Consider the following 23,444-nt stretch of genomic DNA (forward strand, 5'->3'; position numbering starts at 1 on the left):
TAAAGATGCTCCAGGTAGCCGGGGTTCAGGCGGCGACCCAGCGCGCCGCCAGCTTGCCCGCGCCATCCGGCGTGCCGATGGCGCGGCGATGGCCTTCCGGCCGCAGCCACAGGACATCATACAGCGCGGGGCGAAGGTGGCAGACGGCGAAATGCCGGGCGGCCTCTTCCATCGACAGGGTCAGATCGAGCCGGTCGGGCGCCGCTTCGGTGCCGGGCGGCAGTTGCGTGCGGTAGATCTGCCGCGCGCCTTCGGGCAGGGCGCGCCAGATGGCGTCTGCCTCCACATCGTCGTGATGCAGCGTCACCTCGCCTTCGATGCGGATTTGCAGCTTCGCGGCGTGGGAATAGGCGAGGAGTGCGGCCCGCCCGTCGCGGGCGAGTTCGGCGAATTTGGCGGAGCGCGCATCGGTGTGGAAGGTGATCTGCCCGGTCTGCGCCGCGCGGCCGCGCAGCACGACGCTGCGCAGGCGGGGCGCGCCGTCCGCCCCGGTGGTGGCGAGGCCGATCACGTGGAAATCGCTGCGCCGGTCGCGCACGCCGCGGGTCAGCCGGGCGAGCGAGGCGGCGATGAAATTGTCTGCCGGATGCAGGGCGGGGTCGGCGTCGTGCGCAGTGGCGGCTTGTGGGGCGGCTTGTGGGGCGGCTTGTGGGGCGGCTTGTGGGACGGGTTCGGTCATGGGCGAAGATCTGGACCGTTTCGGGCGGATGAAAACCCCGGCGGGGCAAGAAGAAAGGCGGATGGGGGAGCCCCATCCGCCTTGGTCGTGCTCTGTCTTGTAGATAACTGGAGCATCTTTATCCGATCGGATGATGCTCCAGCTGCGTGGTCCGGCCCGGAGGGGCCGGGTTGCGCGGTCAGTCGGCGCCGAAGACTTCGGGTTCGCCGGCGAGGATCGTCGCCTTGGCTTCTTCCGGATCGGGCGAGCCGGCATTCACCGCGATCTGGATGATGACCAGGCTGAAGACGATCAGGATGATCGACGCGACGAGGTTGGAGAACGTGCCGGTGCCGCCGGTCAGGTTCTTCGGGCCGAGATAGGTGATGAGCCACAGGCCGAAGAAATACGGCGCCAGCCACCACGCGCCGCGCCAGTGCAGGTTGCCGAGCCCTTCGCCCATCACCGCCTCGTAGCCGATATAGACGATCGCAAAGAGGAGGATGATGCCGAACAGGAAGTTGTCGGTCGAAGCACCGCTCCAGAACACGATGAAGTTCGAGATGATGAAGGCGAGGGTCGAGACCAGCGTGCCGCCGGGCAGCTGGTAGGGCCGCTTGTACTGCTCGACCGGCATGGTCTTGCGCAGGGTCAGCAGCACGATCGGGCCGGTGCCGTAGGAGAGCACCGAGGCCGAGGAGATGAAGCCGATGATCTTCTGCCAGGAGGGGAAGGGGAACATGAAGAAGACGCCGACGATCAGCGTCATGATCAGGCCGCCGATCGGCACGCCCACCTTGGAGAGTTTCGCGAAGGTCTGCCCGCCGATCAGCCCTTCCTGGCCGGTGGCGTAGACCACGCGCGATGTGGTGGTGAAGTAGATGATGCCGGTGCCGGCGGGCGAGACCACGCTGTCGATATAGAGCAGGATGGCGAGCCAGGTGGCGCCGATGATGGTGGCGAGGCCGGCGAACGGACCGGAGGCGCCGGCGAAGGTCAGTGCATCCCAGCCCTTGGCGAGGTCGGACGGGCGGAGCGCGCCGATGAAGGCGACCTGCAGGCCGACATAGAGCACCAGCGCGATCGCGACCGAGCCGACGATGGCGATCGGCAGGTTACGGCGCGGGTTGCTCGATTCGCCGGCGAGTTCCACCGCCTGGCGGAAGCCGAGATAGGCGAAGATGACGCCCGACGTGGCGACGGCGGAGAACACGCCGGCCGTGCCGTGCGGCGCGAAGCCGTGGGCGGAGAAGTTGGCGGGATGGAAGCCAGCGATGATCAGCACGATCACCGTCAGCGCCGGGACCGCGAGCTTCCACCAGGTCAGCGCGCTGTTGATGGTCAGCACGAGGCGAACCGCCAGCGCGTTGATCCCGGCGAAGACCAGCATCAGGATCAGCGAGGCGAAGAAGCCGAAGCCGGTCAGCACGCCGCCCTTGTCGACCAGGCCGGGGATGTAGTTGTTGCCATAGGTGATGACCGCGGAGGCCTCTGCCGGCGCCACGGAAACATAGCCGAGAAACACCACGAAGCTCATGATGACGGCCATCAGATTGCCGTGCGAGAGTTTCGGGAAGGCGATCACCGCTCCGCCGCGCGGGAAGGCGGTTGCCAGTTCGGCATAGACGAAGCCCAGCAGCAGCACCGCGACGCCGCCGATCAGCCAGGCGAAGATCGCCGCAGGACCGGCATCCTTGGCGGCGTGAAGCGGGCCGAACAGCCAGCCAGACCCGATGATGCCGCCCAGACTCGCGAAGAGCAGGCCGATGACGCCCGCGTCCCGCTTGAGCTTGACGCCAGATTTTCCACTCATTTTACGTGCCCCCATGACAGTTTATGAACAAACCCTAATGCAGTTTTGCATCGGAGGAAACCGTTCCGTGAAGCTGCCATGACAGAATCGGGGTTTACAACCTTGCCGCCAACCAGAGGGGCAGGAAGCCTGTCCGACCTGTCGAAATCGGACGTAGCGTTCGATAATGCCCTGATCAGAGCATGTTCGTCGGTCCGGATGAATTCATCCGAAAGGATGATGGGCTCAGGTGTCCGCCGGTTCGCGGGCGGGGCGGCGGCGCTGCGGGCGCAGGATCAGGACCATCGAGACGAACAGGGCGGCGAAGCCCATCGCATCGCCCCTCGTGAAGGACTCGGCGAGGACCAGCACGCCCATCAGCGTGGCGGTGGCGGGCAGCAGGGCGGTGAAGGTGCCGGCGATGCCGGCCTGGACCCGCCGCATGCCGTGATACCACAGGATCACGGCCAGCACGCTCGATGTCAGGCTGTTGACCAGCAGCAATCCGGCGATCGTCCAGGTGAAGTGGACCTGCCCGAAACTGGCGATGGCGAGCGGGGCGGTCATCGCGGCGCCGCAGGCCTGCATCCAGAACGTGGCCTGCATGACCGGCAGCAGGCCGGCGGCGCGGCGGGCGAACAGGGCGTATCCGGCCTCGCCGCAGACCGCACCGAAGATCAGCCCATCACCCAGCAGGCTGAAGCCGCCGCCGCCGCGCGCGAGGGCGGCGATGCCGACGCCCGCCAGCACCACCGCCGCCCATTGCAGCGGCCGCAGGTGTTCGCGCAGGAACAGCGCCGCGCCGAGCGCGATCACCGCCGGCAGGCTGGCGAGGACCAGCCCCGCCTGCACCGCGCCGGTGAGTTTCAGCCCGGCGACCATCATGCCGTTATAGAGCAGGGTGCCGCATGCCGCCTGCATGAACAGGATGGCCAGCGTGCGCGGCGCCGGCAGGCGGGGGGCGACCAGCGGGGCAAGGCAGAGTGTCGCGAAGCCCGTGCGCATGAACAGCAGCGGGAAGGTCGGCAGGTGCGCGGCCAGCAGCTTGAGCAGCACGACATTGCCGCCGACGATCACCATCGACGCGGCCAGTGCCGCATAGGCCGCGATCACGGCGAGAGGTCGCTGCGATAGGGGGATTGCTCGCCGAGCATCGCCATTTCCTCCTCCACCGCCGGGCGCTCGGCCTCGAGGAAGCGGCCGACGGCATCGCTGAGGCCGGGATGGCCGATCCAGTGCGCGGAGAAGGTGCGGCTCGGCAGGTAGCCGCGCTGGATCTTGTGCTGGCCCTGGGCGCCGGCCTCGACGCGGGCGAGGCCGGCGCCGATCGCGTAGTCGATCGCCTGGTAGTAGCAGAGTTCGAAATGCAGGAAGGGGACGTCTTCCACGGCACCCCAGTTGCGGCCGTAGAGCGCGTCCGGGCCACGCAGGTTGAGCGCGCCGGCGATCGGGCGGCCGGCGCGGAAGGCCATCATCACCACCACCGCATCGCCGAGGCGCTCGCCGAGCAGGGGGAAGAAGCGCTCGGTGAGGTAGGCGCCGCCCCATTTGCGGTCGACGGTGGAGAGGTAGAAATTGTAGAAGGCCGCCCATTCGCGCCGGCCCATCTCGCTGCCGCGCAGGGCGCGGATGTCGAGCCCGGCCTGGGCGTCGCGCCGTTCGCGGCGGATCGCCTTGCGCTTGCGCGAGGACAGGGCGGCGAGGAAATCCTCGAACCCTGCATAGCCGCGATTGTGCCAGTGATATTGCACGCCCATGCGCCGCAGCCAGCCGGCCTCGCCGAGCGCGTGCCACTCGGCCTCGGTGCAGAAGGTGGCGTGGATCGAGGAGCAGCCGAGCCGCTCGGCGGCGATCTCGAGGCCGCGGGCGAGCAGCGAGGGCGGCAGGGTTTCGGCCATCAGCAGGCGCGGGCCGGGCACCGGGCTGAACGGGGCGGCGACCTGCAGCTTCGGGTAGTAGCGCCCGCCGGCGCGCTCGAAGGCGTTGGCCCAGCCGTGATCGAACACGTATTCGCCGTAGGAATGGGCCTTCACATAGGTGGGGGCGGCGCCGAGCAGGCGGCCCGCGCCGTCGCGCAGCACCGCGTGCTGGGGATACCAGCCGCTGTCGCCGCCGACGGAGTCGCTGTCTTCCAGGGCGGAGAGGAAGGCGTGGCTGACGAAGGGGTTGCCGCCGGCCAGCGCATCCCAGTCCGGCGCCGGGATTTCGTGGATGCTCTGGTGCAGCGAGAGGGAGAGATCGTCCGCGGTGCCGTTCATGAATCCCGTTTGCGATGCGGGAGGGAGCGTCGCATCCCGCGTAATATTTACAAAATCATAGGTGGTGATGCGGCTTATGCAACCATCCGGCGGGCAGGGCGGAGTCCCGTTCGCGGCATTTCGGGCCGTGGCGCGAATTGCGCGCCGGCAGCCGGCGGGCCAGATAAAGGGGCATTCGCAAGGAGACAAAGATGGCCGAACGTCCCGTCCCGCTGCCCGCCGCCGCCCCGCGCCGCCTCGACGACTACCGGCCGCCGGCCTTTCTGGTCGATACGGTCGATCTCATCTTCGATCTCGATCCGGCGGCGACGCGGGTGCGCGCGCGCCTGACGCTGCGGCGCAACGCGGCGCACGGGGGTGCGGACGCACCGCTGGAACTCGACGGCGAGGGGCTCGACCTGCGATCGGTGCTGCTCGATGGCGAGGCGCTCGGTGCGAACCGCTACGCGCTCGGCGAGCATGGCCTCGTCATTCGCGACGTGCCGGACGAATTCACCCTCGATACCGAGGTGATCATCGCGCCGGAGCGCAATTCCGAGCTGTCGGGACTGTATGTTTCGGGCGGGGATTTCTTTACCCAGTGTGAGGCCGAGGGGTTCCGCCGCATCACCTTCTTCCCCGACCGGCCGGATGTGATGGCCCGCTACACGGCGACGCTGATCGCCGATCCGGCGCGCTGCCCGCTGCTGCTCTCCAACGGCAATCCGGCCGATCGCGGCAGCCTGCCGGACGGGCGGCACTGGGCGAAATGGGAGGATCCGCATCCCAAGCCGTCCTATCTGTTCGCGCTGGTCGCGGGCGACCTGGTTTCGGTTCATGACGCGTTCGTCACCCGGTCGGGGCGGCAGGTGCAGCTCGGCATCCATGTCCGCCGCGGCGACGAGGACAAGGTGGACCACGCGATGGCCTGCCTGAAGCGGGCGATGCGCTGGGACGAGGAGGCGTTCGGCCTCGAATACGATCTCGACATCTTCAATATCGCTGCCGTCTCCGACTTCAACATGGGGGCGATGGAGAACAAGGGGCTCAACATCTTCAACACCGCCCTCGTCCTCGCCCGGCCGGATACCGCGACGGATGCCGACTACCAGCGGATCGACCGGGTGATCGCGCATGAATATTTCCACAACTGGACCGGCGACCGGGTGACCTGCCGGGACTGGTTCCAGCTCTCGCTCAAGGAGGGGCTGACCGTCTTTCGCGACCAGGAATATGGCGCGGCGACGACCGATGCGGCGCTGTCGCGGATCGATGACGTCAAGATGCTGCGCGCCCGGCAATTCGCCGAGGATGGCGGGCCTCTGGCGCATCCGGTCCGCCCTGCCGCCTATCGCAAGATCGACAATTTCTACACCGCGACCGTCTATGAGAAGGGGGCGGAGGTGGTGCGGATGATCCGCACCATCATCGGGCATGAAGCGTTCCGCCGCGGCTTTGATCGTTATATCGCGCGCAACGACAATTCGGCGGCGACGATCGAGGATTTCGTCGCCGCGATGCGGGAGGAATCGGGGTTCGATTTTTCCCAGTTCATGCGCTGGTACGAGCAGGCGGGCACGCCGCAGCTGCGGTTCGAGGGCGAATACGACGCGGCGGCGCGGCGCTATACGCTCACGCTGCGGCAGATGACGGCGCCGACGCCGGGACAGGCGCAGAAGGAGCCGTTCCTGATCCCGGTGGCGATGGGGCTGATCGGGCCGGATGGGGCGGCGCTCGCAGCGCGGCTGGAGGGCGAGGCGGCGGCGCATGGCGGCACAAGGGTGCTGCTGCTGCGCGCGGCCGAGCAGTGTTTCGTGTTCGAGGAGGTCGCCTCCCCGCCGGTGCCCTCGCTGTTGCGCGGCTTCTCGGCGCCGGTGAAGCTCTCCGGGCACGGGGCGGCCGGGCTCGCCCTCCTTGCCGCGCACGATACCGACGGGTTCAGCCGCTGGGAGGCTGGGCAGGAATATGCGACGCGGGCGCTGCTCGACGCGATCGCCGCGGTTCAGCGCGGCGAGGCGGTCGGGACCGATCCGGCGCTGGTGGCAGCGATGGCGGCGGCCCTCGACCTCGCGCCGGAGTCGCCGGCGCTCGCGGCACGGATGCTGGCGCTGCCGGGCAGGGACGTGCTGGCGGACCGGATGGCGGTGATCGACCCGGATGCGATCCACGAGGCGCTGGAGACGAGCCGGGCGGCGATCGGCCGGGCGTTGCGGGACCGCTTCGCCGCGCTGTGCGGGGCGGAGGATGCGTCGGCGCCGTTCAGCCTCGATCCGGCGAGCATCGGGCGGCGGGCGCTCGGCAATGTCGCGCTGGCCTATCTGATGGCGGCGGACCCGGCGGCGGGGCTGGACGCGGCACAGCGCCGCTTCGAGAGCGCGCCGACGATGACCGGGCGGCTCGGCGCGCTGGCGCTGCTCGCCGATACCGCGACGCCGGCGCGCGATGCGGCCCTCGCGGCGTTTCACGCGCGCTGGCGCGGCGATGCGCTGGTGGGCGACAAATGGTTCCGCATCCAGGCGATGGCGGCGGCGCCGGACACGCTGGACCGCGTCGAGGCGCTGACCCGGCACGCCGATTTCGACCTGCGCAACCCCAATCGCTTCCGCGCCCTGGTGCAGGCGTTCGGCGCGGGGAACCAGCGCTGGTTCCACGATGCGTCGGGGCGGGGTTATGCGCTGGTGGCGCGGATGATCGGCGAGGTGGACCGGGTGAACCGGCAGATCGCGGCGCGCTGCATCGATGTGTTCGCGAGCTGGCAGCGCTTCGATCCGGCGCGGCAGGCGCTGATGCGCGGCGCGCTGGATACGCTGCTCGCCGATCCCGCGCTGTCGGCCAATGCGCGGGAGATGGCCGAGCGGGCGCGGGCGGGGGCGTGAAGCCTCGCGGGCCGGACCGGCGATCCGGCCCGCGACATCGGGAAACTGAAGTTCAGCGCGCGGCGGCCAGCGCCTGATCGAGGTCGGCGATGATGTCCTCGATATGTTCGAGGCCGATCGACAGCCGGACATAGCCGGGCGTGACGCCGGTGGCCGCCTGCTCCTCGGCCGAGAGCTGGGAGTGGGTGGTGCTGGCGGGGTGGATGGCGAGGCTGCGGGCGTCGCCGATATTGGCGACGTGGTAGAACATCCGCAGCGCCTCGATGAATTTCCGCCCCGATGCGGCGCCGCCGGTCAGCTCGAAGCCGACCAGCGCGCCCCTGCCGCCGGTGAGGTAGGTTTCCGCCCGCCGCCGCGCCTCGCCGGTGGCGACGCCGGGGTGGATCACCCGCACCACGTCCGGATGGCTGGAGAGGAAATCGACGACCTTCTCGGCGTTCTCGCAATGCCGCGCGATGCGCAGCGGCAGCGTCTCCAGACCCTGGATGAGCTGGAAGGCGTTGAACGGCGAGAGGGCCGCACCCTCGTCGCGCAGGATCACGGTGCGGGCGCGGATGATGTAGGCGACCGGGCCGAGCGGCTTGACCGCCTCGACCCAGACGGCGCCGTGATAGGAGGGGTCGGGCGCGTTCAGCAGCGGCTGGCGGTCGGGCTGCGCCGCCCAGTCGAAATTGCCGGAATCGATGATCATCCCGCCGATCGAGGTGCCGTGGCCGCCGATATATTTGGTGGCGGAATAGACCACGATGGCGGCGCCGTGGTCGAAGGGACGGCAGAGCAGCGGCGCGGCGGTGTTGTCCATGATCAGCGGGATGCCGAGCGGGCGGCCGATCGCCGCGACCTCGGCGATGGGGAAGACCGCGAGCTTCGGGTTGGGCAGGGTTTCGGCGTAGTAGGCGCGGGTCTTGTCATCGGTCGCGCGGCGGAAATTCTCGGGGTCGGTCGGGTCGACGAAGCGGATCTCGATGCCCTGGTCGCGCAGCGTGTTGGCGAAGAGGTTCCAGGTGCCGCCGTAGAGATCGGTGGAGGCGACGACGTTTTCGCCCGCGCGGGTCAGCGTGCGGATCGCGCTCGCCGAGGCGGCCTGGCCGGAGGCGACGGCAAGGGCGGCGACCCCGCCCTCGATGGCGGCGAGGCGCTGCTCGAGCACATCCGTCGTCGGGTTCATGATGCGGGTATAGATGTTGCCGAGCTCGGAGAGCGCGAACAGGTTGGCGGCGTGTTCGGTGCTGTTGAACTGGTAGGAGGTGGTCTGGTGGATCGGCACCGCGACCGAGCCGGTCGTGGGGTCGGCGCGCCAGCCGGCGTGCAGGGCGAGGGTTTCCGGATGGTGGCTCTTGACCGTCATGGACTGTCTCCGTCGATGGCTCTTGGTTTCAGGGCACGTTCCGCGACTTTCGGGCCGGAGATCGTGCTCTGTCGGGCCGGAGGCTAAGCCGCGGGCGGGTGGCGTGGCAAGAGTGGCCGTCGCGCGCGGCTTGCGGGGTTCAGCCGCGCACGCCGGCGAGCACGGCGAGCACGGCGTCGCCATAGCGCTCGATCTTGCTCGCGCCGATGCCGGGGACGGTCGCGAGGTCGCTGCGGTCGCGCGGGTGGGCGGCGGCGAGGGCGGCCAGTGTCGCGTCGTGGAAAATGACATAGGCGGGCACCTGCTGCGTCCGCGCGGTGTCGCGCCGCCATTCGCGCAGGGCGGCGAAGGCGGGGGAGTCGGTGGTGCCGTCCGGTGGGACGGGGTCGCGCCGGGTTGTCTTGCGCGTGCCGGCGGGGTCGCGGCGCAGGCGCAGCGATTCCTCGCCGCGCAGCACCGGGCGGGCGCGCGGGGTGGCGAACAGCGCGCCATGCGCGTCGTGATCGACCTCGATCAGTCCGGCGACGATCAGCTGGCGGAACACCGAGCCCCATTGGCGGCGGTCGAGATCGGCGCCGACGCCGAAGGTGGGCAGGCGGTCATGGCCGAGCTGTTGGATCCGCTCGGTTCCGGTGCCGCGCAGGATGTCGATCAGGTGGCCGGCGCCGAAGCGCTGGCCGGTGCGCAGCATGGCGGAGAGCGCCTTGCGCGCGGCCTCGGTGCCGTCCCAGGTCTCGACCGGGAAGCGGCAATTGTCGCACTGGCCGCAATCGCGCGGATAGGCCTCGCCGAAATGGGCGAGGATCGCCCGCCGGCGGCAGCCCGCCGTTTCGCAGACGCCCAGCAGCGCGTCGAGCTTGGCGCGGCCGACGCGCTTGACCTCGTCCGGCGCATCGCCCTGGTCGATCATCCGCCGGCGCAGTGTTACGTCCTGCATGCCGTAGAGCATCAGGGTTTCGGCCGGCGCGCCGTCGCGCCCGGCGCGGCCGGTTTCCTGGTAATAGGCCTCGAGGCTCGACGGCAGGTCGAGATGCGCGACGAAGCGGATGTCCGGCTTGTCGATCCCCATGCCGAAGGCGATGGTGGCGACCAGGATCAGCCCGTCGTCGGCGAGGAAGGCGTCCTGGTTGCGGTTGCGCGTCTCGGCGGGGAGGCCGGCATGGTAGGGCAGGGCGCGCAGGCCCTGGCCGCAGAGCCAGCTCGCGGTGTCGTCCACCGCGGCGCGGCTGAGACAGTAGACGATCCCGCTCTCGCCCGGATGGGCGCGCAGGAAGCCGAGCAGCTGGCGCCGGGGCTCGGTTTTCGGGGCGATGGCGTAGGTGAGGTTCGGGCGGTCGAAGCTGGAGAGGAACAGGCGCGCGCCGCCGAGGCCGAGGCGGCGGGCGATGTCGTCCCTGGTCTGCGGGTCGGCCGTCGCGGTCAGGGCGATGCGCGGCACGCCGGGGAAGCGCGCGCCGATGGTGGCGAGCTGGAGATATTCCGGCCGGAAATCGTGCCCCCACTGGCTGACGCAATGGGCTTCGTCGATCGCGAACAGGGCGATCCGCACCGGTTCGAGCAGGGCGAGGAACTCCTCGGTGACCAGCCGCTCGGGGGCGACATAGAGCAGGTCCAGCTCGCCGGCGCGCAAGGCCCGGCGCACCTCCATCCGTTCCGCTGTGCTCTGGGTCGAATTGAACGAGGCCGCGCGGACGCCGAGCTGGCGGATCGCCTCGACCTGGTTGCGCATCAGCGCGATCAGCGGCGAGACCACGATGCCGACACCCGGCCGGCAGAGGGAGGGCAGCTGGTAGCAGACCGACTTGCCGCCGCCGGTCGGCATCAGCACCAGCGCGTCGTGGCCGGCGATCACATGTTCTACGACGTCGCGCTGGCTGCCGCGGAAGCCTCCATGGCCGAAGACGCGGCGCAGCACCGATTCGGGATCGGCGGCGGCGGGCGGCGGGACGGGGAGATCGATTCGCACGGGCGCAGGTGTAGGGCGCGCGCCGGGACCACGGCAATGGTGCCGCTCTGCAACACCATGAAACAAGCCGTCACAATATTGATCTCGATCAACGACCGCGCGTTTTGACCCTGATACCTCGGGCATCGTCACTGAATGAAAGTCAACGGGAGACTGCACATGAAAACCCGGTCACATCATGGTTCCTGGCGCCTGGCGGCTGCGGCTGGCATGGTCGCCGCGGCATCGCTGGCGGCGCCCAACGCCGCCTATGCCATTCCCGCCTTCGCGGCGCAGACCGGAGAGCCCTGCTCGGCCTGTCATATCGGCTTTCCGCAGCTGACCCCGTATGGGCGGGATTTCAAGCTCGAAGGCTATATCGCCGGCGGCATGTTCCCGACCTGGAAGAATTTCGCGGCGATGTCGCAGATCGGCTGGACCCAGCAGCACGACAAGGTGCCGGGCGGGTTGCAGCCGGGCTTCAAGTCGAACGACGCCTGGGCGGCGCAGCAGACCAGCCTGTTCTATGGCGGCGCGCTGGATTCGGCGATCGGGCTCGGCGCGTTCGTGCAGGTCACCTATGACGGCGTGGCCCGGCAATGGACCTGGGACAATACCGATATCCGCCTCGCCCGGCCGGGCCGGCTGTTCGGCCATACGCTGTTCTGGGGTGTGACGCTCAACAACAATCCGGGTGTCACCGATCTGTGGAACACGCCGCCAAGCTGGGGGTATCCCTATATCCCGTCGGGCCTTGCGAACGCGCCCGCCGCGGCGCAGCAGATCGCCTCGCTCGGACAGTCGGTCTATGGCGTCGGCCTCTATGGCGCGCTGAACGTGACGCCGGCGGACATGATCTATGCCGAGGCCGATCTCTACAAATCGCTGCCGCAGCGGCTGGGCTACGCGCTCGGCGCCGGGGGCGGGGTGAAGATCGACGGCGTCGCACCCTATGTGCGGCTCGCCGTCCAGCATCAATGGGGCAATTCCTCGATCGAGGTCGGCACCTACGCGCTGATGGACCGGACCTATCCGACCGGTGTGGCAAGCGGGCCGACGAACCGCTTCTTCGACATCGCCGCCGATTCCCAGTTCCAGTACATCACGCAGAACCAGGCCCTCTCGGTGCAGGCAAACTTCGTTCACGAATCGCAGGAATGGGCGCCGGGGGCTGCCAGCAACCGGGCCGACAGCCTCAATGTCGCGACGATCACGCTCTCGGACCTGATCTACCAGAAATACGGGATCACGGAATCGTTCAACACGATCTACGGCAATGCCGATGCGGGCGAATATACGAGCAGCGCAAATGGCAAGCCGAACAGCAACGCCTGGACGACGGAGCTGGACTATTATCCGTTCAACAATGGCGGGCCGAAATGGCTGCCGTGGCTGAACGCGAAAGTGTTCGTCGAAAACACGATTTATCCGGTGTTCAACGGCAGCGCCCGCAACTATGATGGCGCTGGAACAAACGCGCAGGCGAACGATACGCTCTTTGCGGGCGTGTGGCTGGCTTTCTGACGATCATAACGCACCCGCCCAGGGGGGCGGGTGCCCGACAGGAGAGACTGCACATGAAATCCTTTTCCATCCTTGCCCTGGCCGCCGGTGCCTTGAGCATCGCCGGGGCGCATGCGGCGAATGTCGCGCATGGCGAGGCGCTGTTTCAGGCCCAGTGCGCCGCGTGCCACAGCGCCAAGGCGGGGCAGAACGGGATCGGCCCGTCGCTTGCCGGGATCTATGGCGCCAAGGCGGCGGCGAGCACGGGGTTCCAGTTCTCACCGGCGCTGAAGAATTCCGGCATCGTCTGGAATGCGGACACGCTCTCGAAGTTCCTCGCCAACCCGCAGGCGGACGTGCCCGGGACCAAGATGCCCTATATGGGCATGCCGAATGCGGGGGATCGCGCCGACGTGGTCGCCTATCTCAAGACGCTGGGCGGCAAGTAGGGCGATTGCGGCAGGGCCTGGCCCTGCCGATCGGCCCATACCGTTGATCGGGCGGGTCTCATCCGGCGGGAGCGGATGAGGCCCTGTTCGTCGTTGGTGGGGGCGCTTCGCGCAGTCAGAGCATCATCCGATCAGATGGAATCATCTGATCGGATAAAGATGCTCTAGTTATCAACAAGATAGAGCACTACATCCGATCCGAAAGGATCGGAAAGTGCTCTAGATCGTGCGGACGCCGCGGGCGATGGCGGCAACACCGGTGCGCGAGACCTCGGCGAGGCCGAGCGGGCGCATCAGTTCGAGGAACGCGTCGAGCTTGTCGGTCGCGCCAGTGAGTTCGAAGACGAAGCTCTCGGTCGTCGCGTCGATCACGCGGGCGCGGAACGCGTCGGCGAGGCGCAGCGTCTCCAGCCGCTTCTCGCCGCCGCAGATCACCTTGATGAGGGCGAGTTCGCGGGCGATGTGCGGCCCTTCGGCGGAGAGGTCGGACACGCGGTACACCGGCACGAGGCGATCGAGCTGCGCCTTGATCTGCTGGATCACCAGCTCGGTGCCGGAGGTGACGACGGTGATGCGGCTCTTGCGCCGGTCATCCTCGACGGGGGCGACGGTCAGGCTGTCGATATTGTAGCCGCGGCCGGAAAACAGGCCGATGACGCGCGCGAGAACGCCGGACTCGTTCTCGACCAGCACGGAGATCGTGGCGGCGCGCATGGGTTCCTGGACGATGGCGTTCATGTCGGCTCTTTCAGGTTCGGTGTCTCGGGATCTCGGCGGCGATGGCGGGGCTCAGACGAGCACGAGCCCCTCATCGGTGATGCCGGCGGCGCTCGCCTCGTGTTCCGGCCCGAGGATCATCTCGTTGTGCGCCGCCCCCGAGGGGATCATCGGGAAGCAGTTCTCCGCGCGGTCGACATGGATGTCCGCGATCACCGGACGGTCGGTCGCCAGCATCTCGTCGATCACCCGGTCGAGATCGTCGATGCTCTCGGCGCGCAGGCCGACGGCGTGGAAGCTCTCGGCGAGGCGCACGAAATCGGGCAGGGCGGCGGAATAGCTCTCGGAATAGCGGCCGCCATGCAGCAATTCCTGCCACTGGCGCACCATGCCCATGTATTCGTTGTTGAGGATGAAGATCTTCACCGGCAGGCGGTATTGCGCGAGCGTGCCCATCTCCTGGATGTTCATCAGGATGCTGGCTTCGCCGGCGATGTCGATCACGAGTGCGTCGGGATGGGCGATCTGCACGCCCATCGCCGCGGGCAGGCCGTAGCCCATCGTGCCGAGGCCGCCCGAGGTCATCCAGCGGTTCGGCTTGTCGAAGCGGAAATGCTGGGCCGCCCACATCTGGTGCTGGCCCACCTCGGTCGTGACATAGGTCTCGCGGCCCTGGGTCTTTTCCCACAGCCGGCGGATGGCGTGCTGCGGCTTGATGATCGCACCTTTCTCGAAGCTCTGGGTGAAGCGCAGCGAATCCTTCTCGCGCCAGGTTTCGATCATGCGCCACCACTCGGCGAGCGCCGCACTGTCCTGCCGGGAGTCATCCTGCTTCCAGGCGGGGATGAGGGCGCGCAGCGCCTCGGTTGCGTCGGCGGCGATGGCGATGTCGACCACCACGTTCTTGTTGATGTTCGAGGGGTCGATGTCGATGTGGATTTTCTTCGCGTGCGGGGCGAAGGCGTTGAGCCGGCCGGTCACGCGGTCGTCGAACCGGGCGCCGATGTTCAGCATCACGTCGCAGCCATGCATCGCGAGGTTGGCCTCGTAGGTGCCGTGCATGCCGAGCATGCCGAGAAAGGCCGGGTTCGAGGCCGGGAAGGCGCCGAGGCCCATCAGCGTCGAGGTGACGGGGGCGCCGGTCAGCTTCGCGAACGCGACGATCAGTTCGGCCGAGTCCGGGCCGGAATTGATCAGCCCGCCGCCGCTGTAGATGATCGGCCGGCGCGCGCCCTTGAGCAGCTTCACCGCCGCGGCGATGCCGGCCGGATCGGGCTCGGTGCGCGGGCGGTAGGAGCGGTGCGGGCCTTCCGGCGCCTCGGTATAGGGTGCCGGGTTGATGAGGATGTCCTTTGGCAGGTCGATCAGCACCGGGCCGGGGCGGCCGGTCCGCGCGACGTGGAACGCCTCGTGCACGATGCGGGAAAGGTCGTCCGAGCGCTTGACCAGGTAGTTGTGCTTGGTGGCCTGGCGGGTGATGCCCGTGGTGTCGGCTTCCTGGAAGGCGTCGTTGCCGATCAGGTGGGTCGGCACCTGGCCGGTGAGGCAGACGACGGGGATGCTGTCCATCAGCGCGTCGACCAGGCCGGTGACGGCGTTGGTGGCGCCGGGGCCGGAGGTGACGAGGACGACGCCGACCTTGCCGGTCGAGCGGGCATAGCCTTCCGCCGCGTGAACCGCCGCCTGCTCGTGCCGGACCAGGATGTGGCGGATCGCGTTCTGCTGGAAGAGCGCGTCGTAGATCGGCAGCACGGCACCGCCCGGATAGCCGAAAATGACCTCGACCCCCTGCGCCTTGAGCGCGCGGAGAAGGGTTTCGGCCCCGGAAGCAACGGATTTGTTCACGGCGTTGATATCCCCATCATGTGCGATCGCGTCGCAGGCCTAGCCCGGTCTGCTGCGCTGCGTCAACCCGGTGAATTAATAAATGAAATGATATTGCCGATCATGCTTTCAGAAAATTGCGCTGGATCGACAAATCTTGAACTGATCATATGCGTATCGCGCTCATCTGCCAGTTTCTGATGGCGGAACCAGGTGGCCTGGCGCTTGGTGTAGGCGGCGGTGGCGGCGATGGCGCGGGACGCCGCCTCGTCGAGGCTGATCGTGCCTGTGAGATGCGCCAGCAACTCCGGCACGCCGTGGGCGCGCAGGCCGGGCAGCGCGGGATCGGGGGCGCGGGCGGCGACGGCGGCCACTTCCGCCAGCGCGCCGGCGGCGAGCATTGCCTCGAAGCGCGCCGCGATCGCCGCGCGCAGCGCCTGGCGCGGCGGGTCGAGCAGGAGCAGCATAACGCGGTATCCGGCGAGCCGCTCGCGCGGTGCGGCGTGCCAGGCGGCGAGGCCGCGCCCGGTGCCGAGCAGCACCTCGGCGGCGCGGGCGAGGCGCTGGGGATCGCTCGGCCGCAGCTTCGATGCCGTTGCCGGGTCGCGCGCCGCAAGCCAGGCGTGGAGTGCTGCCGGGCCATCCGCCGCGAGCATCCCCCGCGCTTGCGCCCGCGCGTCTGGCCCCGGATCGGGGATCGGGGCGATGCCGTTGACCAGCGAGGAGAGATAGAGGCCGGTGCCGCCGCACAGGATCGGCAGTTCGGAGGCTGCGAGTTCCGCCAGCGCCCGGCCGCGCCACCAGGCGGCATCGACCGCCTCTTCCAGCCGGCGCACGCCGTAGAGCCGGTGCGGCGCCGCCGCTTCGTCGGCCACGCTCGGGCGGGCGGTGATGATCCGCCAGTCGGCGTAGCATTGCATCGCGTCGGCATTGATGATCGTGCCGCCGAAGCGCTGTGCTGCGGCGAGGGCGAGGGCCGACTTGCCGGAGGCGGTGGGCCCGGCTGCGATCAGCAGCGGCCTTGCCGGGGGGGCGGAACTTGCTCTAGGCGACTGGGTCATGAAATTCGTTCTGGTGCTGGTCGCGGCGCGCGACAAGGTAACGTTGACCGATACGATGGTGGCCCGCGTGCGCGGGCTGGCCGCTGGCGGCCAGCCATTGTGGCTTTCGCCCGGCGAGGCCGCCGAGATTCCCTGCATGGAGCCGCCGGATTTCGCGCTGGTGCGCGCGGCGCTCGACAATGCCCCGGTGGATGTGATGTGCGTCCGGGATCGCGGGCGGCGCAAGGCCGTGCTGGTCGCGGACATGGACAGCACGATCGTGACTTCGGAGACGCTCGACGAGCTGGCCGCCGAGGCGGGGGTGGGCGAGCGGGTCGCCGCGATCACCGCGCGCTCGATGGCGGGGGAGCTGGATTTCGCCGATGCGCTGCGCGAGCGCGTCGCCCTGCTGGAGGGGCTCGATGTCGCGGCACTCGAGCGCACCTGGCGGCGCACCGCGATCATGCCGGGCGCGCGCGCGCTGGTCGCGACGATGCGCGCGCATGGCGCGGTGACGGCGCTGGTCTCGGGCGGGTTCACCTGGTTCACCAGCCGGGTGGCGGCGGAGGTCGGGTTCGACACGCATCGCGCCAACGAGCTGCTCGATGATGGATCCCGGCTGATCGGCCGCGTCGCCGAGCCGGTGCTGGACCGCGACGCCAAGCGCACGGCGCTGCACGAGCTGGCGGCGACGCGCGGGGTGAAGCTGTCGGCGACGCTGGCGGTGGGCGACGGGGCGAACGATCTCGCGATGATCGCCGATGCCGGGCTGGGGGTGGCGTATCACGCGAAGCCGATCCTCGCCGAGGCGGCGGCGGTGCGCGTCGAGCATGGCGACCTGCGCGCGCTGCTCTTCGCCCAGGGCTATCCGGCCGCGTCGTTCAGGGCGTGAGGCCGAGCCGCGGGCGCTCGATCAGCGGGCAGCGATTCATCACCACGACGAGCCCGGCCGCGCGGGCGAGGGCGGCGGCATCCTCGTTCACCACGCCGAGCTGCATCCAGATCGTCGTCGCGCCAAGGCGGATCGCGTCGCGCACCGCCGGCAGCACCCGTTCGGAGGCGCGGAACAGCTCGACCATGTCGAGCGGGGCGGCATCGTCGAGCGAGGCGGCGACCTCTCGCCCGTGCAGCATGGTGCCGGCGAGGCCGGGATTGACCGGGGTGACGTCGTAGCCGAGGCGGAGCAGCGCGCCGAGCACCTCGTTCGAGGGGCGGGCCGGGTTGGCCGAGGCGCCGACCAGCGCGATCCGCCGCGTGTTCGTCAGGATGCGCGCGATCGTCGTATCGTCGAGCCCGTCGATGCTCATGAGTCGCCTCTGGTCTGCCGGTTGAGCCTCCTGTAAGCGCACGGACCATGCGCACCGCAAGACCCTATCTGATCTTTCTGCTCGGCCTGCTGAGCGTCGCCGCGTGGTATCTGCCGAACCGGCCGCGTGCCGGCGGCGTCGCCATGCCGGATGCGCGGTTCAACTCGGTGTCCTACGCGCCGTTCCGCAATGGCCAGTCGCCGCTGACGAAGACGTTCGCCTCGGCCGCCGAGGTGGAGCAGGATTTGCGGCTGATCGCGCGTCACGCCAGCGGCATCCGCACCTATTCCTCGATCGAGGGCGATTTCGACATCGGCGCGCTGGCGAAACAGGCGGGGCTGAAGGTCTGGGCCGGGATCTGGCTCGGGTCGAACCCGAAGGACAATGCGCGCGAGATGGCGGCCGGCATTGCCGCGGCGAACGCGCATCCGCACACGATCACCCGCGTGGTCGTCGGCAACGAGGTGCTGCTCCGGCGCGACCTGTCGGTGGGCGAGCTGATCCGCGACATCGATCATGTCCGCGCCCGGGTGAAGCAGCCGGTTGCCTATGCCGATGTCGCCAGCTTCTGGTTCGAGTTCCCGCAGGTGGCGAAGCATGTCGATGTCGTGATGATCCACCTGCTGCCGTACTGGCAGAACCATCCGGTGGGGGTGAACGCCGCGATCGCGCGGATCGGGCGGACCATCCGCAAGGCCGAGCGCGTCTTTCCGGGCAAGACGATCTCGGTGGGCGAAACTGGCTGGCCAAGCCGGGGGCGCTGGCGGGCGGATGCGGCGCCGTCGCGGGTCAACGAGGCGATCTTCCTGCGCCGTTTCGTCAGCCTCGCCGATCGCGCGCATGTCGATTACAACCTGATCGAGGCGTTCGACCAGCACTGGAAATACCACGACGAGGGGATCGCCGGCGCCAATTGGGGGATATGGTCCGCCGGGCGAACGCCGAAATTCCCGCTCGCCGGGCCGGTGGTGGAGATGCCGCACTGGCCGCTTTATGCCGGGGCGGCCATCGCGCTGTCGGTGGTGTTTGCGCTGGTCGGCGGGGTGGCGGGCGCCTCGGGCCTCGCGCTCGCCTTCGGCCTCGGCAATGCGCTGGTCTACGCGTGGGCGATCACCCATCATGTGCTGTACGACGGATCCCTGCTGATCTGTGCCGCGGTGAACCTGCCGGCGCAGCTTGCCCTCGCACTCGCAGCCCTGCGCCGGGCGCGGCACGATAAGGTGGAGTTGCGGGCTGATGGGGCGGCGACGGTGCTGCTGTTGCGCGCGAGCCTGTTCGGCAAGGCGGGCCCGGGCGACTGGGGCAGGCATTTGTTCGACCACCTCTGGTTCCTGTTCGTGGTGGCCGTGACGATCGTGCAGGCGGGGCTGGTGTTCGACCCGCGCTATCGGGATGCGCCGTTTCCGGCCTTTGCGGTGCTCATCGTGATCGCGGCCTGGCGGCTTGCGCGCGGCGATTTTCCGGCCGCGCGGAGCTGGCGGGACTGGCTGCCGAGCGCGCTGCTCGCCTCCGGCGCGGTGGCGAGTGCTGTCATCTCCGGCGTGCTGAACCTGGAGTTCATGCTCTGGAACGCGCTGATGCTGGTGGTCGCGGCACCGGGCCTGCTGGCGCTGCGGCGTGTGGGCTGGCGTATGGGCAGGTGAAAAGGAGCATCGTCCGGCCGGATGGCGTCACCCAGCCGGACGATGCGCCGAAGGTCATCGCATCGCCAGGCTTTCGTTGCCCGGCGGGATGATGAAGCAGGATTGATGGGTGCGCTTGAGATCGTTGCAGACCATCTTTGCGCTCCGCTGATCGAGCCCGGCGATCTGGGCGCGCCAGACGCGGCGGCGGCGGACGATTGTGCTGCCGACGCGGGCAATGCCGACGCGATGCTGGCTGCGCACGCGCAGGGCCTGACGCTTGGCGAGGCTGTAGCTATCGAACGCGCCGACCTGCGCGGTCCAGCCGGGGATCATGTCGCGCGTCACCCGTGTGCCATGCGTTGCGTGGGCGGTTGCGGCGGCGAGGCGCAGGTGATGCGTGGCCGGCCGGGCGAGATGGGCGAGCAGGGCCCGGGCCGGAGTTGGTGTTGCGACCGGGGCGATGGCCGGATGAGGCGTGGCGACCGGCCGGGAAGCCGGCATCGCCCTGGTGTTGGCGGCCACCACCAGCGCCGGTGCGCCGCCTTCGGCCGCGAACCCGGCATCGAGCAGATGGGCCATGTTGTCATAGGCCACGATCCAGGACGGGGCGTGCATTTCCACCCCGATCAGCATGTGGCCGTTGCGCACCGCGGCGGTGACGAGGTTGAACCGGGCGAGGTTGGTGAAGCCGGTCTTCATGCCGATCGCGCCGTTGTAGCGCTTGAGCATGCCATCGATATTGGGGATGATGCGGCCCTCGAAGCGGAAGCTCGGAACCGAGAAGAGGTAGCGGTATTGCGGATAGTCGAGCAGCAAATGGCGGGCGAGGATCGCCATGTCGTAGGCGTCGGTCACCTGGTTCGGATCGGGCAGGCCGGACGGGTTGCGGAAGACGCTGCGCTGCATGCCGATGGCGTGGGCGTGGGCCGTCATTTCGGCGGCGGCGCGGCGGATGCTGCCATTGCCGAGATACTGGCCGAGCGCGGTTGCCGCGTCATTGGCAGAGAGGGTGGTCATGCCCAGCATGGCCTGCCGAACGGTCACGGTCTGCCCGGCCACGAGATCGAGCTTCACCGGCTGGACCGAGGCCGCCGCGGCGCTGACCGGCAGCGCCGTGTTCATGTGCAGCCGGCCGTCCTTGAGCGCGGTGAAGGCGAGGTCGAGCGTCATGAGCTTGGTCAGGCTCGCGGGATAGCGGATGTTGTAGGCGTTGTTCTCGGAGATGATCTTGCCGGTGGCGGCGTCCATCACTACCCAGTCGATCCCAGGGGCGACCGGGCCGGACCCGGTGGCGGCGGCCGCGATCGGCATGGCGGCCGCGGTCCGGGTGACATGCCGGTAGGGACGGTGGTGATGCGCGTAGGCCATGGCCGCCGGTACGGCCAGCAGCGTCGCCGCGCAGGCGCCGCCAATGGTCATTCGCGCGCAGCGCTTCAGGACGATTCCTGCGCGATCGCGCAACCCGGCAAAACCCATATCGAACTCCCAAACATGAACGATACCTCATGCGTCGGATAAAATGATTTTGCCTCGCTGTCCAGTTTAAATAGTGAAATTAATAAAAAAGCCAAAGGGTTAATGGTTAATCTTGCGTTGATCGGGGCGGACGCCCGCGCCGCGCCGGATCGTTCCGACATCGAATGGTCATTGTGCGATGCACAAAAATGTTTGACTCTGCCGTTGAGAAGGCCTAGATCGGTGTTGTTGCACTGCACTATAAATGTGCGTGCGGGATATCTGGCCGTCGTGTTTCTGCCTGAAACGAGGTGACGACAGCCAAGGTTGGGTGCCGCGAGGCGCCGGCTATCGTTGCAACGGACTGACAAGGAGTGGATGACGATGACAACAAAGACAAAGGCTGCCGATACCGTCCAGAACACCGCCGAGGCGGCTGTCGAGGCGACGAAGGCCCAGGTCGCGGCAGGGTTCGAGAAGACCCTCGCTTCGGTCAAGGAAGGCATGGAAAACGCCGCGAAGGGTTTCGAGACCCAGCAGGCGAAGATGAAGGAGCAGGTTGTGAAGGCGATGAAGACCACCGAGGAGATGATGGCGTTCGGCCAGGGCAATTTCGAAGCGCTGGTGAAGGCGAGCCAGATTTTCGCCTCGGGCATGCAGGGCATCTCGAAGCAGATCGCCAGCACCACCCAGAGCTCGGTTGAAGAAACCGTTTCGATGACGAAGGCGCTTGCCGGCGTGAAGTCGGTCAAGGAAGCGGTCGACCTGCAGACCGGTTTCGCCCGTTCGCTGATGGAGAAGGCGGTTGCCGAGACCGGCCGCATCACCGATGCCTCGCTGAAGCTGACCGAGCAGACCATCGCGCCGCTGACCGCGCGCGTGACGCTCGCCGTCGAGAAGTTCGGCGCGTCCATCTGATCCAGATGACATGCCCCTGGACGCCCTGACGGGTTTCGGGGGCATGACAACGAAGCGATGCTGGCAGTGCCAGTGTCTGCGAGACGCCTGAAATCCGCTGGGTTTCAGGCGTTTTGCGTTGCGGAGCGTTGTCAGGGCGCGCTGGCGCGGACCACCAGAACGTGGAAGCTGCCCGGCTTGAACGCCCGCCTTGGATAGGTTTTTCCCGGCGCCGGCGGCAGCATCCCGACTTGCTTCGCTGTCGAGAGGTAGGCCGTCCTTGTTGTGGCGTCGAAGGTCAGGGTCCGGGCGCCCGGCGCGGTGCCGAGGCGCTGGATGACGCGGTATTCGTCCCCGGATCCATCCTTGGGCGATGCGCGCACGATGCTCAGCGTGCCGTCGATGCTCGGCGCCAGCACCAGCGCATCCCGCGCATCGTAGCGCACGGCGTCGGCGAACCCCGGCAGGGGCAGCGAGGCGACCACCTTCCCGCCACGCGCATCGACCACTGCCAGCACATCGTTGCGGCAGGACACGAACAGGCGCATGTCCGCCCGGTCGATCGCAAGGCCGGTCGGTCCGGTGCAGGCGGGGGCGACGTCGATCTCGCGCAGGATGGTCATCGCCCGCGGATCGATCACCGCGATCCGGTTGGCCGATTTGAGGTTGAGATACACGCGCCCGCGCCCGTCGGCGACGATGAATTCGGGATCGGCATGGAAGGGCAGGGAGCCGACGATCCGGCCGTTTGCCGGGTCGATCGCGAACAGCGTCTGGCTGACTTCGTTGGGCACGAGCACAAGCCGCGACGAGGGATCATAGGCAATGCCATCCGGCCCTCTGCCGACATCGATGGTGCGGATCGTGCGCAACGTCTTCAGGTCGAACATGATCACCGTGCCGGCAATGCCGGCGGTGGCGAAGCCGTGGCCGAACCGCGGCGCCAGCGCGATGCCATGCGCCCCCCGGACATTGCCGATCGTGCCGATGCGACGTTGGGTGCGGGTGTCGATGACGTCGACCCGGTCGCCCTGGGCGGCGAAGATCCGATGCGCCGCCGGCTCGGTTGCGAGGTAGTCCCATTTCACCGGGCCGGGCAGGGCGATCTGGCCGGCAACATGAAAGCGGGGTGTTGCGGCGCGTGCGAAGGGGGCGGCGCACAGGCCGGGCAGCAAAGCGAGGGCGAGGAGGCGCGGCTTGATCATGGAAGGTCCGTTCCAGTGTGGTGGAGCGTCGGCTTCCCCGATCGGCCGCGCGCGGGCAAGCCGTGTCGGCGGGATTTCATCGGAACGTCATGGCGACGACCGTGCGGTGACAGAGCGTCATCCGATCCGGATGGATCGGACCGCGCTCCAGCGCATGCGACGTCAGCGCTGGCAACGGGCTGGTCGCCGCCCTGAAATCGAGATTGGGAGGGGGGAGGCATTTTCTGAAATGAGTGGTCGGAGCGGCGGGATTCGAACCCACGACCCCCAGTCCCCCAGACTGATGCGCTACCAGGCTGCGCTACGCTCCGACAGGGGCGTCTTAGCAACTGATTCAGGGTGAGGCAATCGACCCGGGACGCTTATCTCGCCTCGAGCATCATCCGATCAGATGGAATCATCTGATCGGATAAAGATGCTCGGTTTGTCAGTATGATAGAGCACTACATCCGATCCAAAAGGATCGGAAGTGCTCTAGGCTCTGGACTCAACTGATCCAAGATGTGACGGCGAGGACGAGGCAAATACCAGCGAGGAAATTTCGTGCGGTTTTGTCATATCGTGTG

At 68.1% G+C, this 23,444-nt stretch carries 19 protein-coding genes and 1 tRNA gene; 7 read left to right on the forward strand and 13 right to left on the reverse strand.

Going from position 1 to position 23,444, the window contains the following annotated elements; translation table 11 throughout:
• Positions 1 to 25: 25 nt before the first annotated feature.
• The 4 genes from B7Z76_RS03295 to B7Z76_RS03310 all read right to left on the reverse strand — a co-directional run bounded on the left by B7Z76_RS03295 (position 26) and on the right by B7Z76_RS03310 (position 4,708).
• Positions 26 to 679 carry a pyridoxamine 5'-phosphate oxidase family protein gene (locus B7Z76_RS03295; RefSeq protein WP_291342125.1) on the reverse strand — a complete coding sequence of 218 codons (654 nt, stop codon included), beginning with the start codon at positions 677 to 679 and terminating at the stop codon, positions 26 to 28.
• A 178-nt stretch (positions 680 to 857) separates the two neighbouring features.
• Entirely contained in the window at positions 858 to 2,471 is a 1,614-nt protein-coding gene (locus B7Z76_RS03300; protein WP_291342126.1) for an APC family permease, read from the reverse strand.
• 225 nt (positions 2,472 to 2,696) lie between these two features.
• Positions 2,697 to 3,563: a DMT family transporter gene (locus B7Z76_RS03305; RefSeq protein WP_174503916.1), complete on the reverse strand. Its 867-nt coding sequence runs from the start codon at positions 3,561 to 3,563 to the stop codon at positions 2,697 to 2,699.
• Positions 3,560 to 4,708 (reverse strand): GNAT family N-acetyltransferase, encoded by a 1,149-nt coding sequence (locus B7Z76_RS03310; RefSeq protein WP_174503917.1) that lies wholly within the window; start codon positions 4,706 to 4,708, stop codon positions 3,560 to 3,562. The genes B7Z76_RS03305 and B7Z76_RS03310 overlap by 4 nt, the downstream gene beginning before the upstream one ends.
• A gap of 191 nt (positions 4,709 to 4,899) precedes the next feature.
• On the opposite strand from B7Z76_RS03310, the gene pepN reads away from it, so the two are divergent.
• The gene (pepN, locus tag B7Z76_RS03315; protein WP_291342128.1) at positions 4,900 to 7,563 is read left to right on the forward strand and encodes an aminopeptidase N; all 2,664 of its coding nucleotides are present in this window, start codon (positions 4,900 to 4,902) and stop codon (positions 7,561 to 7,563) included.
• A gap of 52 nt (positions 7,564 to 7,615) precedes the next feature.
• On the opposite strand, the gene B7Z76_RS03320 is transcribed toward pepN, so the two are convergent.
• Together B7Z76_RS03320 and recQ are read right to left on the reverse strand one after the other, a co-directional pair.
• Positions 7,616 to 8,911 (reverse strand): O-acetylhomoserine aminocarboxypropyltransferase/cysteine synthase family protein, encoded by a 1,296-nt coding sequence (locus B7Z76_RS03320; protein WP_174503919.1) that lies wholly within the window; start codon positions 8,909 to 8,911, stop codon positions 7,616 to 7,618.
• 139 nt (positions 8,912 to 9,050) lie between these two features.
• Positions 9,051 to 10,871 (reverse strand): DNA helicase RecQ, encoded by a 1,821-nt coding sequence (gene recQ, locus B7Z76_RS03325; protein ID WP_291342146.1) that lies wholly within the window; start codon positions 10,869 to 10,871, stop codon positions 9,051 to 9,053.
• On the opposite strand from recQ, the gene B7Z76_RS03330 reads away from it, so the two are divergent.
• The 3 genes from B7Z76_RS03330 to B7Z76_RS03340 are packed head-to-tail and all read left to right on the forward strand — an operon-like array spanning position 10,764 to position 12,808.
• Complete coding sequence (locus tag B7Z76_RS03330) at positions 10,764 to 10,985, forward strand: hypothetical protein (RefSeq protein ID WP_291342150.1); 222 nt, start codon at positions 10,764 to 10,766, stop codon at positions 10,983 to 10,985. The two genes, recQ and B7Z76_RS03330, sit on opposite strands and share 108 nt — an antisense overlap.
• Positions 10,986 to 11,036: 51 nt before the next feature.
• Positions 11,037 to 12,380, forward strand: coding sequence for a hypothetical protein (locus B7Z76_RS03335; RefSeq protein WP_174503921.1), 1,344 nt, complete (start codon positions 11,037 to 11,039; stop codon positions 12,378 to 12,380).
• A 53-nt stretch (positions 12,381 to 12,433) separates the two neighbouring features.
• On the forward strand, positions 12,434 to 12,808 hold the full coding sequence (locus tag B7Z76_RS03340) for a c-type cytochrome (protein ID WP_174503922.1): 375 nt from the start codon (positions 12,434 to 12,436) through the stop codon (positions 12,806 to 12,808).
• A 219-nt stretch (positions 12,809 to 13,027) separates the two neighbouring features.
• On the opposite strand, the gene ilvN is transcribed toward B7Z76_RS03340, so the two are convergent.
• From ilvN to miaA, 3 genes are read right to left on the reverse strand one after another with little or no spacing between them, the layout of a single operon-like run.
• The gene (gene ilvN, locus B7Z76_RS03345; protein WP_174503923.1) at positions 13,028 to 13,546 is read right to left on the reverse strand and encodes an acetolactate synthase small subunit; all 519 of its coding nucleotides are present in this window, start codon (positions 13,544 to 13,546) and stop codon (positions 13,028 to 13,030) included.
• Between the two features lie 51 nt (positions 13,547 to 13,597).
• Positions 13,598 to 15,379, reverse strand: coding sequence for an acetolactate synthase 3 large subunit (locus tag B7Z76_RS03350; RefSeq protein WP_291342148.1), 1,782 nt, complete (start codon positions 15,377 to 15,379; stop codon positions 13,598 to 13,600).
• 53 nt (positions 15,380 to 15,432) lie between these two features.
• The gene (gene miaA / locus B7Z76_RS03355; protein ID WP_174503924.1) at positions 15,433 to 16,410 is read right to left on the reverse strand and encodes a tRNA (adenosine(37)-N6)-dimethylallyltransferase MiaA; all 978 of its coding nucleotides are present in this window, start codon (positions 16,408 to 16,410) and stop codon (positions 15,433 to 15,435) included.
• Here miaA and serB point away from each other — a divergent pair.
• Positions 16,409 to 17,281: a phosphoserine phosphatase SerB gene (gene serB / locus B7Z76_RS03360; RefSeq protein WP_174503925.1), complete on the forward strand. Its 873-nt coding sequence runs from the start codon at positions 16,409 to 16,411 to the stop codon at positions 17,279 to 17,281. The genes miaA and serB overlap by 2 nt on opposite strands.
• Here serB and B7Z76_RS03365 read toward each other — a convergent pair.
• Positions 17,271 to 17,696, reverse strand: coding sequence for a CoA-binding protein (locus tag B7Z76_RS03365; protein ID WP_291342134.1), 426 nt, complete (start codon positions 17,694 to 17,696; stop codon positions 17,271 to 17,273). The two genes, serB and B7Z76_RS03365, sit on opposite strands and share 11 nt — an antisense overlap.
• A gap of 47 nt (positions 17,697 to 17,743) precedes the next feature.
• Here B7Z76_RS03365 and B7Z76_RS03370 point away from each other — a divergent pair, with 47 nt between their 5' ends.
• Positions 17,744 to 19,339: a glycoside hydrolase gene (locus B7Z76_RS03370; protein ID WP_291342136.1), complete on the forward strand. Its 1,596-nt coding sequence runs from the start codon at positions 17,744 to 17,746 to the stop codon at positions 19,337 to 19,339.
• A gap of 54 nt (positions 19,340 to 19,393) precedes the next feature.
• On the opposite strand, the gene B7Z76_RS03375 is transcribed toward B7Z76_RS03370, so the two are convergent.
• Entirely contained in the window at positions 19,394 to 20,740 is a 1,347-nt protein-coding gene (locus B7Z76_RS03375; protein ID WP_174504878.1) for a D-alanyl-D-alanine carboxypeptidase, read from the reverse strand.
• A gap of 420 nt (positions 20,741 to 21,160) precedes the next feature.
• Here B7Z76_RS03375 and B7Z76_RS03380 point away from each other — a divergent pair, with 420 nt between their 5' ends.
• A complete protein-coding gene (locus B7Z76_RS03380; protein WP_174503928.1) occupies positions 21,161 to 21,694 on the forward strand; it encodes a phasin family protein in 534 nt (177 codons plus the stop codon).
• 131 nt (positions 21,695 to 21,825) lie between these two features.
• On the opposite strand, the gene B7Z76_RS03385 is transcribed toward B7Z76_RS03380, so the two are convergent.
• Entirely contained in the window at positions 21,826 to 22,878 is a 1,053-nt protein-coding gene (locus tag B7Z76_RS03385; RefSeq protein ID WP_291342138.1) for a YncE family protein, read from the reverse strand.
• A 234-nt stretch (positions 22,879 to 23,112) separates the two neighbouring features.
• A tRNA-Pro gene (locus tag B7Z76_RS03390) sits at positions 23,113 to 23,189 on the reverse strand.
• Positions 23,190 to 23,444: the final 255 nt, after the last annotated feature.

The organism is Acidiphilium sp. 20-67-58 (assembly GCF_002255515.1).
Taxonomy (GTDB): Bacteria; Pseudomonadota; Alphaproteobacteria; order Acetobacterales; family Acetobacteraceae; genus Acidiphilium.

Bases quoted from the DNA above. Each gene is read 5' to 3' on its own strand.
- B7Z76_RS03370 (WP_291342136.1), top strand. From the start codon at position 17,744: ATGCGCACCGCAAGACCCTATCTGATCTTTCTGCTCGGCCTGCTGAGC.
- B7Z76_RS03380 (WP_174503928.1), top strand. From the start codon at position 21,161: ATGACAACAAAGACAAAGGCTGCCGATACCGTCCAGAACACCGCCGAG.
- B7Z76_RS03330 (WP_291342150.1), top strand. From the start codon at position 10,764: ATGTTCTACGACGTCGCGCTGGCTGCCGCGGAAGCCTCCATGGCCGAA.
- B7Z76_RS03385 (WP_291342138.1), bottom strand. From the start codon at position 22,878: ATGATCAAGCCGCGCCTCCTCGCCCTCGCTTTGCTGCCCGGCCTGTGC.
- B7Z76_RS03365 (WP_291342134.1), bottom strand. From the start codon at position 17,696: ATGAGCATCGACGGGCTCGACGATACGACGATCGCGCGCATCCTGACG.
- B7Z76_RS03320 (WP_174503919.1), bottom strand. From the start codon at position 8,911: ATGACGGTCAAGAGCCACCATCCGGAAACCCTCGCCCTGCACGCCGGC.
- pepN (WP_291342128.1), top strand. From the start codon at position 4,900: ATGGCCGAACGTCCCGTCCCGCTGCCCGCCGCCGCCCCGCGCCGCCTC.
- B7Z76_RS03340 (WP_174503922.1), top strand. From the start codon at position 12,434: ATGAAATCCTTTTCCATCCTTGCCCTGGCCGCCGGTGCCTTGAGCATC.
- B7Z76_RS03375 (WP_174504878.1), bottom strand. From the start codon at position 20,740: ATGACCATTGGCGGCGCCTGCGCGGCGACGCTGCTGGCCGTACCGGCG.
- B7Z76_RS03300 (WP_291342126.1), bottom strand. From the start codon at position 2,471: ATGAGTGGAAAATCTGGCGTCAAGCTCAAGCGGGACGCGGGCGTCATC.
- ilvN (WP_174503923.1), bottom strand. From the start codon at position 13,546: ATGAACGCCATCGTCCAGGAACCCATGCGCGCCGCCACGATCTCCGTG.
- miaA (WP_174503924.1), bottom strand. From the start codon at position 16,410: ATGACCCAGTCGCCTAGAGCAAGTTCCGCCCCCCCGGCAAGGCCGCTG.
- serB (WP_174503925.1), top strand. From the start codon at position 16,409: ATGAAATTCGTTCTGGTGCTGGTCGCGGCGCGCGACAAGGTAACGTTG.
- B7Z76_RS03310 (WP_174503917.1), bottom strand. From the start codon at position 4,708: ATGAACGGCACCGCGGACGATCTCTCCCTCTCGCTGCACCAGAGCATC.
- B7Z76_RS03335 (WP_174503921.1), top strand. From the start codon at position 11,037: ATGAAAACCCGGTCACATCATGGTTCCTGGCGCCTGGCGGCTGCGGCT.
- B7Z76_RS03295 (WP_291342125.1), bottom strand. From the start codon at position 679: ATGACCGAACCCGTCCCACAAGCCGCCCCACAAGCCGCCCCACAAGCC.